The 14,856-nt window shown below is 59.5% G+C and carries 14 protein-coding genes; 9 read left to right on the top strand and 5 right to left on the bottom strand.

Annotated elements, in window-relative coordinates; translation table 11 throughout:
• Positions 1-144: 144 nt before the first annotated feature.
• The 5 genes from RA164_RS10115 to RA164_RS10135 form a co-directional block, all read right to left on the bottom strand.
• Positions 145-1,155 (bottom strand): hypothetical protein, encoded by a 1,011-nt coding sequence (locus RA164_RS10115; RefSeq protein ID WP_329740724.1) that lies wholly within the window; start codon positions 1,153-1,155, stop codon positions 145-147.
• Positions 1,156-1,193: 38 nt separating this feature from the next.
• On the bottom strand, positions 1,194-2,366 hold the full coding sequence (locus RA164_RS10120; RefSeq protein ID WP_329740725.1) for a hypothetical protein: 1,173 nt from the start codon (positions 2,364-2,366) through the stop codon (positions 1,194-1,196).
• A 137-nt stretch (positions 2,367-2,503) separates the two neighbouring features.
• The gene (locus RA164_RS10125) at positions 2,504-3,625 is read right to left on the bottom strand and encodes a ParB N-terminal domain-containing protein (RefSeq protein WP_329740726.1); all 1,122 of its coding nucleotides are present in this window, start codon (positions 3,623-3,625) and stop codon (positions 2,504-2,506) included.
• 22 nt (positions 3,626-3,647) lie between these two features.
• Complete coding sequence (locus RA164_RS10130; protein WP_329740727.1) at positions 3,648-4,928, bottom strand: DGQHR domain-containing protein; 1,281 nt, start codon at positions 4,926-4,928, stop codon at positions 3,648-3,650.
• Positions 4,922-5,437, bottom strand: coding sequence for a hypothetical protein (locus RA164_RS10135; protein ID WP_329740728.1), 516 nt, complete (start codon positions 5,435-5,437; stop codon positions 4,922-4,924). The genes RA164_RS10130 and RA164_RS10135 overlap by 7 nt, the downstream gene beginning before the upstream one ends.
• Positions 5,438-5,595: 158 nt before the next feature.
• Between RA164_RS10135 and RA164_RS10140 the strand changes: the two genes are divergently transcribed.
• The 9 genes from RA164_RS10140 (at position 5,596) to RA164_RS10175 (ending at position 14,615) form a co-directional block, all read left to right on the top strand.
• The gene (locus RA164_RS10140; RefSeq protein ID WP_329740729.1) at positions 5,596-5,907 is read left to right on the top strand and encodes a transposase; all 312 of its coding nucleotides are present in this window, start codon (positions 5,596-5,598) and stop codon (positions 5,905-5,907) included.
• Positions 5,908-5,922: 15 nt separating this feature from the next.
• The gene (locus RA164_RS10145) at positions 5,923-6,114 is read left to right on the top strand and encodes a hypothetical protein (protein WP_329740730.1); all 192 of its coding nucleotides are present in this window, start codon (positions 5,923-5,925) and stop codon (positions 6,112-6,114) included.
• 66 nt (positions 6,115-6,180) lie between these two features.
• Positions 6,181-7,257 carry an IS5 family transposase gene (locus RA164_RS10150; RefSeq protein ID WP_412731017.1) on the top strand — a complete coding sequence of 359 codons (1,077 nt, stop codon included), beginning with the start codon at positions 6,181-6,183 and terminating at the stop codon, positions 7,255-7,257.
• A gap of 121 nt (positions 7,258-7,378) precedes the next feature.
• Entirely contained in the window at positions 7,379-8,053 is a 675-nt protein-coding gene (locus RA164_RS16610) for a transposase (RefSeq protein WP_412731018.1), read from the top strand.
• Between the two features lie 507 nt (positions 8,054-8,560).
• Positions 8,561-9,682 (top strand): DNA sulfur modification protein DndB, encoded by a 1,122-nt coding sequence (gene dndB / locus RA164_RS10155; RefSeq protein ID WP_329740732.1) that lies wholly within the window; start codon positions 8,561-8,563, stop codon positions 9,680-9,682.
• Entirely contained in the window at positions 9,679-11,121 is a 1,443-nt protein-coding gene (dndC, locus tag RA164_RS10160) for a DNA phosphorothioation system sulfurtransferase DndC (protein WP_329740733.1), read from the top strand. The genes dndB and dndC overlap by 4 nt, the downstream gene beginning before the upstream one ends.
• A complete protein-coding gene (gene dndD, locus RA164_RS10165) occupies positions 11,115-13,109 on the top strand; it encodes a DNA sulfur modification protein DndD (RefSeq protein ID WP_329740734.1) in 1,995 nt (664 codons plus the stop codon). Before dndC ends, dndD begins: the two co-directional genes overlap by 7 nt.
• Entirely contained in the window at positions 13,096-13,461 is a 366-nt protein-coding gene (gene dndE, locus RA164_RS10170) for a DNA sulfur modification protein DndE (RefSeq protein ID WP_329740735.1), read from the top strand. The genes dndD and dndE overlap by 14 nt, the downstream gene beginning before the upstream one ends.
• A complete protein-coding gene (locus RA164_RS10175; RefSeq protein ID WP_329740736.1) occupies positions 13,458-14,615 on the top strand; it encodes a cysteine desulfurase family protein in 1,158 nt (385 codons plus the stop codon). Before dndE ends, RA164_RS10175 begins: the two co-directional genes overlap by 4 nt.
• Positions 14,616-14,856 lie beyond the last annotated feature (241 nt).

The raw sequence follows: 14,856 nt of genomic DNA on the forward strand, positions 1-14,856 counted from the left end.
ACTCTGAACCCATCCGCTACTCAAGGCGGGGAATGTCGCCCCGCTACCGGGACCACAAGCACATCCATCCGCATGGCGATGACATACCCCTAAGTCACGATCCGCAGGAGGCCACCCTAAGCTACTGGGCAGTCATTTCGCGACCTAAGAGCTGACCACACCATCGCCAATCATTTCGCTCTTACAAAATTTTATGAAATCGGACATCATCATCACCCGGCAAGGAACTCCAAGATATTCAAAAACAGCCACACATTTACGAAAAAAACGCCTATCGTTCGTAACAAAGTAATCACAGTAAGCACCATAAATAGCATGAGTAATATCATGCATATCCGATCTGCTCTTGGCAACCGGCTCCGGATAAAATCTTGAAATAGTTAAAAACTTCATAGCCGCCTCAATCATTGCCATAACTGCAGCATGAAAATTCGCTATTAAAGGAAAGGACTCCCTGGGACTCTCAGGACCTTCCGCCAAAGTTCGCCTAATTTCTTCATTGATAAACTCCGCGCAAGCTATGTTAAATTTTACATTTACTACAGAACCCGCCTCAAGAATTTCCTTATATTCCGACATTACGGCCTGCGCGGCACCATCATTACCAAAGAGGCTCATGGGATCAACATTATTTACAACCACTGAACTAACATCTGTATCAGCAGCCCTATTGGAAAAATCCTCCTGCCCCTTTTCTGCGGATTTATTCAGGCCGCGATGCAAGTAAACCCGTTCAAAGCAAACCAAAGTTGATTCATGGTGAAAGTGAGCACCAAAAGGCCCCATCCTAGACACAACCCGCATCCCTCGCCTAAAGCCCGGACCAATAGATAAATCCTCCGTAAGATTGGATATTTTCAATAGTTTATCGCTTACGTCCTCAAGCCCTCTTGAACCAGACAAGTAGGGTACGCACAATTCTTCCATATGAGCCGGGCTATAAACAACGTCCGAATTTTTTGATATAAATTCAGCTATATTGTCAGGAAAAATTCTTTCAACCCCCTCTTCAATAGGATCCACGATGTAAGACACAATGTTGTAATCAAGATAAATCTTCTTCCCCGAAAGCACCGTCATATATAACCCCTTCACTTCTAAAAGTGACTTTTTCCAACCATTAAAGCCACCAATCTCATGGCAAATAGTAGGCATTTCGCGCGATACCGATACTAGAACCTACGACTACATGTTCAACAGCCTTTTCTTCCGTGGCTCTTTATCAGTGGCAAGACTGCAAACCGGTGTCGTTCGATAACCTCACGCACATACTCAGGCACAACATCCTCTGGCAGCTGACCGGCATCGTTTCTCACGTCGGCAGGCAACCCTTTTTCAAGGAGCCAGCTGCACATTCCTGGCGTCATAGTCAGGTGCAAGAGACTATTTCCATGCACATCGTGGGCACCATGGAGCGAGCGCACTCTCATCAGAAGACTGGTGAACACAGGTGAGACAACTGGTAGGCTCGTTAATGGTCTGCCGCCTGCAGAAAGCCGCTCGTTCTCGCAGTCAATGAGGAGGGCGAGGCCCGTTGCCGTGAGCCCCCGAAGCTCCACGGGTACGCCATCGACTTCCACGGACCGCGTGAAGCGATAGTCACCGTTAGCTCCGCCGTATTTGACGAGGCGACGCACCCGCTCAGCATCCCTAGCCTCAAGTGCCCATCCGATGACCTCTGCAGGATGGAAGGCGGCCAGCAATGGCGGTGGTCCGACCAGATCCCTTGCTACATCAGCCGAGACGCGGGCCTGATCGCCGTAGCCAAAGTGCTTCAACACTGCGAAATGGTCATTGTCGAGGACTTTTCTCCATTTCGATTTTGGTAGCAAAGGTAAGGCCCACCCAGTTGCTCCCTTCCCTGCCAGCGCCATGGTCACTTCCGCGCGATCAACCACTCCAAGAAGAGCAAGAGCCTTTTCGCATTCTTCAATACTCTTCGGCGACGGATCGGCCACAAGCGCAAGAAGCACTTCCCGCGCACTTGCGCCCCCCATAAACGGCGCACCATGCTCGATGAGGTAACGCAAAACACTGCGGCTGCGCGCGAAAGACAGTAGCGTGCGACCTTCGGAATCGACCTGTGCGATGTTGCCTCCGTGATGGAGCAAGAGCGGCGTGAGGAAAAGCCCGTCCGCTTCACTGTCGAGAGTGACGGCCCAGGACACTGCGGTAAGGTTCGTAAGCCATTTGCCATCGCGCATCTCGTGCACCATGCATTCAAGCTCGAGGTTCGCTCCGGCCGCGAGTTGCTCTGTGATGCCGTAGAGGTCACACCTGAACAGCGCATGCTCTAATGCACGCGTGGCGTCGTCTGGACTACCCGTTGTCGTCGTAGGCACCGCTTGAACTTGCACTTGCGGCATCTGCAATTCCCATCTTCTTCAAACAACCAGCCCCGAAAAGCAACGATTGACCGCCCGGTCCCTTGTTGCTCCGTCCTTTGTTCTAGGCGGTCCAATAATTGGGCGACAACGACACGTAAACAGGAAGGCGCGTCAGATCAGGCGGGCGCGAGCGCGACCTCCACCATCCGCTTTCGCTCAATGAGCACTTCCAGCATGGCGTCGAGGGCGCAGAGAAACTCCTCGGGATCATCGGACATCGCCGACTGGGGCAGCTCCCCAAGCATCGCTGTCGCCGCTGCCATCGCCTTGCGCCAATCCTTTGGCTTTGGCACGTTGGCCGTTGCGGCATTTCGCGCTTGGTCAATGGTTAATTCGAAAGAATCGAGTTGGCTCAGCAGTGACCAATGCTGATTCTCAACGAGGTAAGCCACGTCCTTGATTTGCCGAGGATCATGAATCCTACGCCCGTTTCCTTGCTCCTCGTCGGGTGTGATCCAAGAATAGAAGCGCTTGCAGTTCTCAACGTTCGAAAATGACCGGGTGTTGTCGCTCCATCCAAGCCAGTCCTTCAGCGAACTCGTGCGAAGGACGGTCTCGAACAGGGAAAAATAGTCGTTCCTAGCCTTCCGGCCATAGTCTTCATCAGCAGCCATCTGCGCAAGAGCCTTGTAAGGCCGGTAGAGCCTTCCGACGGCCACGGCCGACAAGCCAAACTGTTGGCCGGTCGCCGACATTGACTGGCCGAGCCGGTCTATCTGGTCGGCGATGAGCTTGGCGCGTTGCGCGGGTTCCCAATCGCGGACGCCATTGATATGGCGGATGCCCTGGAGGATCCAACTGATGTCTTCACCACTTTTGCCCTGGTAGACCAGGACCTCGATCTCGTTAGTCTGGGCCACCAACCGCTCTAGTTGTTCGGGCGGAATCTCTGCATCAAATGACCGACCTTCGGCGATGTCCTGTCGGAGTCGGGAGAGCGACTGGAAACGGCGATTTCCTTCTACCACAACGAATTTGCCTGGCACCCCTTCGAGTTCACGCACGACAATACGGTCGAGGAGCAAAAAACCGTTGTACAGGATGCTGTTGTAGAGCGAATCGATGCCATGATTGTGGTTGTCAATTTCATCTCGCGTCCGCTTTTGGACCGCTGGCATGACAATGCGTTTGTCAGGAACGGGGTTGTGGGCTGCGCCGGTCCAGAAGCGAGGATTGTTCGGGTCAAGATAAATGTTGGCCACATCGATGCGATGGGCGGAGAGCTGTTCTGTATACATCGTCATCGATCCCTGATAGCAGTTACGGCTCGCGCAGACGACGCGGCAGCTTGACGTTGTCGTCCCCCCGAGCACTGGCATAGCGCTTACGTAGTTTGGCAACGTCCACATCGAGCCCAAACATGTATCTGAGCAAGTCACGGGCGAGGGTTTTGTTGGCGACAACCATCTTTCCCGTCGAAGGATTCCAGAGCACATCACGGTACGGACGTGCATCGAGTTCCACCGGAAAGTCATCCAGCCATTTGACTGCCTCGGGCAGATTCAACTCGTGCTTCTTGGCGACATCGACGGCCAGTCGCGTGAAGATGTCCAATCCCGCCGGACGGAACAGAATATGCCCGCCATGGGGGCCGCGGTGGAGCTGGGTGACCGTGGCAGGATCCCTAGCCTTGAACAGTGCATCAACTGGAGGAAACGTCGCAGCGATCGCCGAGAAATACTTGACTGCGAACATCTGGTACTGGTCGAGCACAGCATCCGATGGCCGAAAGAATCGTAGCTCAGCGTCCCTGGTGCCAACACCTGCCTTGAAGCGGAAGGCAATCTTTAACACATCGTAGAGGTTCGCGATGGTCGTTAAGCTTATCCGGTTTGTCACCGGAAGGCTTTCACTGGACGCGACGAGGATTTTCGGGTTGCGGAACCAAGCGTTCTCCTCGACGAGACGTCTGGCAATGATCGCCATCGTGTCGTCCTCATCGAGCGCGATGATGTCGAGCTTCTTGACGGGCCTGGCAGTCTTGTTGAGGGTGGTGAATAGACGGCGCGTGCGGGCTGGCTCGTCTTGCGCATGGGCGATGAAAATGGCTGTTACACGCTCCTCGCCCCCACTGAATCCGTCGTCCCGCGCCCGTTTGATGCCCGCAAGCCTGTGTTGGCCATCGACCGCAAAAATTCGCTCGTTACCGTTAAGGCTGAGAAACCCCATGGTGTCGAGCGCCTGTTCATCGAGCGTTGCGTAAAGCGCCTTTTGGGAGACAGCTCGCAAATTGCCGACCTCAAGCCACTCGGGACGGCCATCGTAGGTCGCAAGCACCAGCGCATTGAAGAACCGCTGCGGCGTTCGTTTGAGATAGGTGCTTATCTCCATCGAACGACCACCCTCGAGCTGTCGCTGAATGAGCTGAGAGAGCGCCTTGTCGGCATGAATGGTATCGGCGTATTCGACACGCTTGGCGATCTCATTTAACGGGACAAGGCAGGTGTAATACACCCAATCGCCCATGCTTCCGCGCAGCGCGGGCAACAGGAGAGGCTCCACTTTCGCCGACGCGCTCTTTACAGGTTTCTTCGTTACCACGCGGACCTCCTTGTGCGGCCAAACTCACCGCTGTAATCGCGTTCATTGATGGGCGGGTCCACCGCGTCGAGAAATTCGGTCTCCAGGGCCTCGAGATTGATGGCGGGGTCAGGAATGGGCGCGAAGTTAAAAAAGAGGTGATCTTCGAACCGCAGGAGCATGTCGAGCACCTTGGGCCTTTCATCGACCCTCCGCTGGCCCTGCAGGTACTGCCCGAACCGGCTACGCAACGTCGCTGACGACTTGTCGCCGGTTATGCCCATATAGAGAATCATGCCATGCGCGGGAAGCTCGGACGGCTCGAGCCTGAGGGTGAACACATAGATACCGCGCGTCGCTGGAATTTGCGGACGCGAAGACGGCAAGAACCGCGTCATGGTCCAGTTGAGGACACATGGTGCGCGAAATTTGCGCCACCGGGCCATATCCAGATGAAAGTCGTGGGTGTAGGCCTTGTACCTGTCAGTTGCCGCCAGTACGTCCCTCCCAATAAGTCCTTTTAAAGCCACGCGCCCCCCCGTTGCCCGTCAAAATCAACTCCGAATACTACGGCAGGGGTGGGATTTTCTGAACCACACCTCCTCCCGCGATTGGGCACCTCGAAAAACCCCGCCCATGCCGGTAGCGTAGCGCGCAGCCGAAGCCGAAGCCGCCCGAGAATTGCCCGATGATCAGCCTGTTTGCCGCCGAGGAACGAGCCGCCAAGCGCGAACAGCTGGGTGATCCGCTGCAGGTGCTGGATCGAGCCATCGACTTCGCCGCCCTGGCCCGGGCGGTGGACGCCAAGCTGGAGATCGGAGACACCGGCCGCGGTGGCCGTCCGCCGTATCCGACGGAGCTGATGATCCGGCTGCTGGTGGTGCAGCAGTTGTACAACCTGTCCGACGAGGCGCTGGAGTATCAGGTACTGGACCGGTCCAGCTTCCAGCGCTTCGCGGGGTTGGAGAAAAGCCGCATTCCGGATGCCAAGACGGTCTAGGTGTGGCGCGAACGGTTGAAGAAGCAGGACCTGATCGGCGACATCAGCGAGGCCGTGGGGCGGCAGCTGGCGCAGGCCGGGTTTATCGCGCGAGGGGGTCAGATCATCGACGCTAGCATCGTTACGGCGCCGGTGCAGCACCGTCGCAGCGAAGGGAACGAGGCGATCAAGCGCGGCGAGGTGCCGGCCGACTGGAACGCGGCCTAGCAGGCTGTTGAGAAACGCCCCGCAGCCGCGACAATGATAGCCCTCATCAATGATCGGGTTGTCACGGTGCGCGGAGCAGATATCCAGCAGTTGGGCATGTTCTCGTATGTATCGGTGGACGAGCGCGTGCCAGGCGATCATCCGATCCGCAAGCTACGCATGCTGGTCGACACGATCCTGAAGGAGCTCGACGAACTCCTGGCGTCGCGCTATGCACCGGGTGGCCGCCTCTCGATTCCGCCGGAACGGCTACTGCGGGCCTCGCTGCTGCAGGTGGTCTACAGCGTGCGCAGCGAGCGGCTGCTGATGGAGCAGTTGAACTACAACCTGCTGTTTCGCTGGTTCGTGGGCCTGAATATCGACGACCCGGTGTGGGACCACTCCACGTTCTCGTTCAACCGCGACCGCTTGTTCGACGCCGAGATCGCTCAGCGTTTCTTCGCGCACACGGTCCTACTGGCCCGGCTGGGCGAACTGGTCAGTGACGAGCACTTCTCGGTGGATGGCTCGCTGCTGGAAGCCTGGGCCTCGCACCGCAGCTTCCGTCCCAAGGACGGTTCGGACGATGGGGATGGCAGCGACTTCCGTGGTCAGAAGCGCAGCAACGACACGCATGCCTCCACCACCGACCCGGACGCGCGGCTGGCCCGCAAAGGTCAAGGTCAACAGGCACGTCTGGCCTATCTGGCCAATGCCTTGATGGAAAACCGCCACGGCTTGCTGGTGGGTGTGGACGTTCGTCACGCCACGGGCACGGGGGAACGCGATGGCGCCTTGGCCCTGGTCGATGCGCACCTGCATCGTGGCGCGACGCTGGGTGCCGACAAGGGTTACGACGTGCGCGACTTCGTCGGCCAGCTGAAGCAGCGCGGTATCAAGGCGCACATCGCCCGCAACACCGCCAACGGTCGGCGCAGCGCCATTGACGGGCGCACGGCGCGTGGCAAGGGCTACGCCATCAGCCTGCAGGTGCGCAAACGCATCGAACAGGGCTTTGGCTGGGTCAAGACCGTCGGCGATCTACGCAAGCTGCCCCTGGTCGGTTTGGCGAAGGTCAGCGCCTGGGTGCACTGGAATTTTGCGGCCTACAACCTGATCCGGCTCGGCGGTATTGGTGAGTGGTGGAATCCCTCGCCCACGTGAGGGGACGTGCGTCCAGCGACGGCAACGCCATGCCATGGCGGTCGTTTCATGATTCATTGAACCTATCGTGCGGCCTCTGAATGGGCGCTTCTCAACAGCCTGCTAGCTGGCGCAGAAGGACGTGGATGCGTGCTGGACGAAGAAGCACGGCAAGAGCTACTACGGCCACAAGCTGCACGCCAGCACCGACCGACGCTGGGGCTTCATCCGCCGCATTGAGGTGACCGCGACCTCGGTGAACGATACTGAGGTGTTCGAGGCCATCCTAGACGAAACCAACACGGCTAAGGATGTCTACGCCGACCGCGGCTATGCCAAGCACGCGCAGGAGACGGAGCTGTACGTGCAGGGTTACCGCGCGCACATCCAGCGCAAGGGCACGGCCACGCAGCCGATCAGCGACGCGCAGCAACGGCGCAACCGTCGCATCGCCAGGCAGCGCGCGCGAACACCCGTTCGCGCGTCTGGCGCAGATGGGCGGCAAGCACCTGCGAACGATCGGCCTAGCTCGTGCTCGCGCCGTGATCGAACTGAAGGTGATCGCCCACAACCTGATGCATCTGGCGCGATACAAAGACCGGGGCGTGGTGCCTGCATGATGCGGGCAGGCCGCTCACCGGCGGCCGACGCGCTTGCAAGGGCGCCTTCTGGGCTTGAGGGGCGTCGCTTGCCGATTTTGCGAGCGGTGCGAACGGCGATATGCCGCTCACACCATGCCAAAGGATGGGTTATTCGAGGTGCCCGACTGCACCGGCGCGCTGTGACACTTCAGAACCGGCGATTCCAACCCGTGTAGCGAGCATTTAGCGCCGGGAATTGTTGTGTATGCCCACACCATTTCGTCGTGATAAGCAGCGCGCCATTCAAAGCGCTCATGCTCCCGCTCCTATTGCCCCCCCTAGACGCGTTCCTGATGCACGGCGTGCCGAACCTGCCAGGAGAGGACGGGGCAGAACCCACGGTTGCTTCGTTGCCTGCGACAAGAGTCGCGCCACGCTCCGACCCGGTTGGCGCATCGAGGAAGCATCGCATCTTTCTCGCGTCGAGAGCTCGCCCTCAGGTTTCGGGCGGGCGCGCATTAGCCGAGGGTGCTGGACGACACGGACTTACCCCTTAACTCGCCGAATCCGAGCTTGGGCATGCGCGGCACGCGCCCTCCGCCGAAACTCAGGCACTGGCTTGGGGGCAGCAACGAGCAAGCGCCGACTAACCGCCGCCTCCAACTTTTCGGCCAGGCACCAAACGCAGTAAGCTTCACGAAGAAACTTCCAGCGATACTGACAGAAACTTCCAAGAGGGAGCGATGGAACCAAATAGCTACCAGTTTACGGCCATGAGGGGCATCCAGGCCGGCCGCGCATATTACGTGCTGATGTGTCCGATGAGGCTGGTGCCGAAGCTGTTCCGATTCGACGACGAGGCCCTGCCCCCCGAACTGCGTGCTCAGCGCGTGCTCAACCGCACGCGGGTGCCCCAGATATCGCGGTACATCGTCGAGCACTTCGACGAATATATCCTCTCTTCCCTTTGTGCCTCGGTCGACGGCGACATCGAGTTTGAACCGGTCGCGCCCTCCGGCCCAATGCGCTCTATTGGCCTTCTCCGCATCGGGATGAGTGCCACCATCTTAATCAACGACGGCCAGCATCGCCGGGCCGCCATTGAGGAAGCACTTATTGAGCGGCCCGAGCTCGGCGACGAATCCATCTCCATCGTGCTTTTCGCCGACAGTGACCTATCGCGCTCTCAGCAGATGTTTGCGGACCTCAATGTCCACGCCATCCGGCCCACCAAATCCATCCGTCTCCTGTACGACCACCGAGATGCAATGGCAAAGCTGGTGCTTGACGTCGTCCAGAGCATCCCCCTTTTCCGGGAGTACACGGATCTTGAAAAAAGCAGCATTTCCAACCGGTCCTACAAGCTCTTCACCTTGAGCTCGCTTCATCAGGCATCCGTGCACTTTCTCGGCAACCCGCCGGCGGGAACACTTGATGACACGCACCGCGCCGCGCTGACCGAATTCTGGACGGCAGTCATCAACGGGATGCCGGACTGGCAGCGCGTGGCCAACAAATCCGCGCTCGCTCACGAGCTGCGCCAAAGCTACGTCCATGCTCATGGCGTCGCGCTCCAGGCCATCGCCGTCGCCGGCGCGCGCCTCCGGCAGGCTCACCCGAAGGATTGGGTCACTCGTCTGCGGTCCCTCAAGACCATCGACTGGTCGCGCTCTAACAAACAGCTCTGGGAGGGGCGCGCGCTCGTGGGCGGGCGAATCAACAAGTCGGGCAGCAGCGTCACGCTGGTGTCTAACGTTCTCCTGAACCATCTGGACGTGCCGCTTGTCGGCGAGGCCCTCCGCATCGAAAACCTGTCGGTCCCCGCCGCCAAGGCGACGCCCGGCAGCAAAAGGAAATCCGCATGAAAGCCCAACGTGCTGCTGGCACCATCGAGGCGCTCTACGACGAGGCGCAGGAGCTGTACTTGGCGGACAATCGCCCCTGGGTGCTTGGCTTCAGCGGTGGCAAGGACTCGACCTGCACCTTGCAGGTCATCTGGACAGCCATCTCGCGCCTGCCTGTCGAGCAGCGACAAAAGCCGGTATATGTCATCAGCTCGGACACGCTGGTTGAGACCCCGGTTATCGTCAACTACATCGACGAAACCCTAGCACGCATCAACCAGGCGGCCCTTGACCAAGGCCTACCGTTCCGCACCCACAAGGTCGTGCCACGCGTTGACCGCAGTTTCTGGGTAAACATGATTGGACGAGGCTATCCAGCCCCTTCCCGCCGCTTCAGGTGGTGTACCGAGCGGCTGAAGATTGAGCCCGCCAACGAGTTCATCCTCGACCGCGTGGCAGAATTCGGCGAAGTCATCATGGTCCTCGGCGTGCGTTCCGCCGAGAGCGCAACGCGCGCCCAAGTGATGTCGTTCCACCGCATCAAGGGGTCACGCCTTTCGAACCACTCGTCACTGAACAACGCGTTTGTCTACTCTCCCATCGAAGCGTTCAGCACTGACGCTGTGTGGGGTTACCTGCTGCAAAACGCGTCACCGTGGGGAAACGACAACCGGGACCTTGTGGCTATGTACCGGAACGCCCAGTCGGGCGAATGCCCGCTCGTAGTCGACACCACCACGCCAAGCTGCGGCAACTCCCGTTTTGGCTGCTGGGTTTGCACGGTCGTGACCAAGGACAAGGCCATGGAGGCAATGATTGACTCCGGGCAAGACTGGATGACACCCCTGTTGGAATACCGCGACATGCTCGCTTCGACGCAAGACCCTGTGCGCAAGCGACAGGTGCGGGACTATCGCCGCCGCACAGGACAAGTGTCCTTCAAAGCGGACTCCGACGACATCATCCCTGGGCCCTACACGCTCGACTTTTGCCGTGAACTCCTGACAAAGCTCCTACAAGCGCAAAAGGAGGTGCAGCGCGAGTCGCCGCCAGGAGAGACCCCGCTCCTCATCCATGAAGAAGAGTTGCATGCCATCCGGCGCATCTGGCGTCAGGAACGGGGCGACTGGCAGGACTCCGTCCCCGGAATCGTCCGCGCCGAGCTCGGCGACATTGTCAACTGGATCACCGACGATGCCGTCACCTACTCACACGCCGATGGCGAACTGCTTCAGAACATTTGTCATGAGAACGGTGTTCCGGTCGAGCTCGTTGCTCGACTGCTCGACATCGAGCGCTCGACGCACGGGATGAAGCGACGCCACGCGGTCCACAGTCGCATCGAAGATGTGCTAGCGGAAGACTGGCGTTCGCGCGAGGACGTCATTGCCGAGCGACGGGAGATGCTGGCCGGGACGGGGGTCGCCTACGGCGCTGACGAGGGTGTCAGCGCATGCTGATCCATTCGCTAACGCTCGAAAATTTCGGACTGTATGCCGGACGACAAACCATTGCCGTATCCACGGACGGGGGCAAGGGAAAGCCACGTCCGGTCGTGCTCATTGGCGGGCGTAACGGGTCAGGCAAAACAAGCTTTCTCGAAGCCGTGCGAATTGCCCTCTACGGCAAGCTCGCACTGGGTGACCGCACGTCCCAAGCCGCGTACGAGGCGCACCTACGGTCGCGAATCCATGTAGGGAGCGCGGCGCCCGCCTCGGAAGCTGGTGTCGAGCTCGATTTTGATTTTGCCGAGGACGGCATGATCCACCGCTATAAGGTGGTGCGCCGGTGGGCCGCAAAGGGGGAGCGTATCCAGGAGGACCTCCAGGTCTTCAAGAACGGCGATGCGCTGATCGACGCTCCACGCGAGGAATGGCCACATTTCCTCGAAGACCTCCTCCCGGCAGGCATCTCGCAGCTCTTTTTTTTCGATGGCGAGAAAATCACCGAAATGGCTGACGATGCAAGAGAAGGCCAACAGCTCAGCGCCGCCATCCGCACCTTGCTCGGTATCGAGCTCGTCGGGCGGCTCCGTACGGACCTTGGCATTTATCTGGCGAAAATGCAGCGCGCCGACGCCAACCAAAGTGGCGAACTTGACGCCATCCTCGCCGAGATCGAGCGCCTCCGCGTCGAATTGTCCGAGCACAATGACCGCCGTGCCGACCTCATGACTTCCCTCGACAGCCACCGACGGGCTGTCCAGCGCACCCAGCAGCGTTTCACGGCCTCGGGCGGCGACGTCGCATTGAACCATGGAAGGCTGACTGGCGAGCGCCAGGCACTGGTCAATGAAAGAAACACACTGCTTGCTCAGTTCCGTGAAGGGTCATCACGCATGTGGCCGTGGCTTGTTGCGCCTAAGCTGCTTGTGCAGCTGACCGAAGCGGTGCATGCCGGCGATGGCCATGAACACGCCGAGGCCGGCCAGAAACTTCTAGCCGCCTTCGACCGCTGGCAAAAACGGAGTACGACGACCGTACAAAGGCGCTGGACTGCACGCCACCGCGAAGAACTCGAAGCGCTGGTTGCCAAGTCCCTGGGCATTGCTGACGCAAAATCAGGCGCGCGTCATTTCAAAGATGTTCCCAACGCTTCCGACATCCTCGCCCAGGCGACCGCCAGTTCCGCGCCGGCGGCTGCATTCTCGGAGCGCCTACGCGAGATCGATGAGCGCATTGCAGGCATCGACGTGGCCCTGACAAGGGTCGACGAGGCGACCTCGAACCATTTGCTCGAAGAGCTGCGCAACGCGGAGGCGACCTATGGTGTCTCCTTGGGCCGAGTGAACCAGATTGATGAGTCCATCAAGATGCTGCAGTTCAAGATGGCCAATGCCCAGCGAGAGCGGGAACGCTTTCTCACACGGCAGGCCGAAGACACGAAAGGCATGCGCCAGGCAGCGCTCGCCCGACAAGTTGCAGGCTCACTTGCACAATACGAGTCAGCCCTCCTCCTGCAAAAGACCCGCGCCTTGGAAGTTGCGTTCGTCGATTGTTTCAACCGCCTTGCGCGAAAGTCAGAGCTGGTGCGCTCCGTGCGCATCAATGACCGGACGTTCGAAACGACGCTGATTGACGGGCACGGTGCGGAAATCGCCCGTGCGGCACTGTCCGCAGGTGAGAAACAAATTTTTGCCATCGCCATGCTCTGGGCGCTGGCGAAGACAAGCGGTCGGTCGCTACCGGTCATCATCGATACGCCGTTGGCGCGTCTGGACACCGAACATCGCACCGCAATTCTTGAGCGGTACTTCACCGAGGTCAGCCACCAGGTCATCGTGCTGTCTACCGACACCGAGATTGACGGTGAGGCAGCGCAGGACCTCCAGCCACATGTGGCGGCTAGCATCAAGCTAGAGTACCTGCCGGGTGAGCGGCGAACGCAGGTGACGACCGGCTATTTTGCAGCCCCAAACCGGACCGGAGCGACCAATGCAGTACAGTAAACTAAAGGTTTCTTCCGCTGCGACGGGAAAACTGCGCGCACTCCAGCAGCGCATAGGGCTGACGCCCAACCTTCTCTGCCGGTACGCCCTCCTCGCCTCCCTAGAGAGCGGTCCCATCGGGAACGCGCCCGCACCCGACGAGGATGGACAGGAGTTCAACGCCTACACCCTAACTGGCGAGCAGACTCAGATGCTGCTTGCCGCAGTTGCCTTCGTCGAATCGGGCAATGGCGGCAAGGCACCGAGCGCGGTGAGAATGCTTGAGTTAATGCGAGCACACATTCACCGTGGAGTTGGCACCCTGGCCGTGCGACTCAAATCGCCGGCCGACCTGTTCCGGACTACTCCGTGAGCGCAAACCGCCCCATTTACCTAGATTCGAACGCCACCACGCCAGTCGATGCCCGTGTGCTCAAGGCGATGCTGCCCTGGTTTTCCGACGCGTTCGGCAATCCCTCTAGCGTCGAGCACGCCTATGGAGCGGAAGCCGCCTCGGCCATCGAGCGCGCACGCGATCAGGTCGCCACCGCCATCAGTGCTCGGTCGGGCGAGGTGATCTTCACTGGATCCTGCACGGAGGCTGACAACCTCGCCATCGTAGGGGCTGTGCGTGCTGCGGGTGGGATTCGCCATGTGGTCAGCACCGCCATCGAGCATCCGGCGGTGCTCGAATCCCTCCGTCAGCTCGAACGCGAAGGCCACCGCATCACCATCGTTGGCGTGGACGAGTCCGGAACGGTGCGCCTCGATGAGCTCGAGGCTGCCATCAGGGACGACGCCTTCCTTGTTTCGGTCATGGGTGCAAACAATGAGGTTGGCACCATCCAGCCCCTTGCCGAGGTGGCCCGCCTGTGTCAAGCCAGTGGCACTCTTTTCCACTCAGATCTCGCCCAGCTTCCTGCCTACGCCCGCATTAGCGTCGACGATCTTGGTCTCGACCTTGCCAGTTTCTCGGGCCACAAGGTCTATGGACCCAAGGGTGTTGGCGCGCTCTACACCCGGCGTCGGCGCCCGCGCATTACCCTCTCCGCCCTGACTTGGGGTGGCGGACAGGAAAAGGGGCTACGTAGCGGAACGATCAACACGCCCTTGGTCGTCGCGTTCGGTGAAGCCATGGCTATTGCAGCAAGGGACTGGCAGGCGGATAGCTCGCGCATCGGTGCGCTGCGGAACGCCATGCGCGACCATCTGCTCCTCGAGGTGCCTGGTGTGTCGGTCAACGGGCATCCCGAGCACCGCCTTGCCAATAACCTTTCGCTGTCCATCGACGGCATCGAGCCGCTGGCACTCATGCGCCTGCTCCGCGAGACCCTGGCCTTTTCCGCATCAAGCGCCTGCTCGACGGAGTCGTTTGTCACCTCCCACGTGCTGCTTGCCATGTGGGGCGACGGACAGCGAAGCCGGCAAGCCTTCCGCCTGTCGCCTGGCCGCCTCACCACTGAAGAAGACATCCAGGTGGCCAGTGCCGCTCTTGTCGGCGGCATCGAAACCTTGCGACGCCTGTGAGCATTTCAACTTCTACCCGGTCTGTCGGGCTCGCTTGCCTTGTGTTTACAGTGACGATTGCGGTCCAAGCCGGGGAACCGGTTGCCGGTCGTCCGAAAAAACTGCACGTAAGCGCGACGCAAAGCGTTCTACATACAACGAGCGTGGCCGCCACACCTATCGCAGCACCATCGGTCGCTTCCGTACCCACGCTGTTGCCAACTGCTCTACCAGCGGTACCTCAAGACAATCCGGTCACGGA

Source organism: Dyella sp. A6, assembly GCF_036320485.1.
Lineage (GTDB): Bacteria > Pseudomonadota > Gammaproteobacteria > Xanthomonadales > Rhodanobacteraceae > Rhodanobacter_A > Rhodanobacter_A aluminiiresistens.

Coding starts and splice junctions, on each gene's coding strand:
- RA164_RS10115 (WP_329740724.1), bottom strand. CDS start 1,155: ATGCCTACTATTTGCCATGAGATTGGTGGCTTTAATGGTTGGAAAAAG.
- RA164_RS10120 (WP_329740725.1), bottom strand. CDS start 2,366: ATGCCGCAAGTGCAAGTTCAAGCGGTGCCTACGACGACAACGGGTAGT.
- RA164_RS10125 (WP_329740726.1), bottom strand. CDS start 3,625: ATGTATACAGAACAGCTCTCCGCCCATCGCATCGATGTGGCCAACATT.
- RA164_RS10140 (WP_329740729.1), top strand. CDS start 5,596: ATGATCAGCCTGTTTGCCGCCGAGGAACGAGCCGCCAAGCGCGAACAG.
- dndB (WP_329740732.1), top strand. CDS start 8,561: ATGGAACCAAATAGCTACCAGTTTACGGCCATGAGGGGCATCCAGGCC.
- dndC (WP_329740733.1), top strand. CDS start 9,679: ATGAAAGCCCAACGTGCTGCTGGCACCATCGAGGCGCTCTACGACGAG.
- dndD (WP_329740734.1), top strand. CDS start 11,115: ATGCTGATCCATTCGCTAACGCTCGAAAATTTCGGACTGTATGCCGGA.
- dndE (WP_329740735.1), top strand. CDS start 13,096: ATGCAGTACAGTAAACTAAAGGTTTCTTCCGCTGCGACGGGAAAACTG.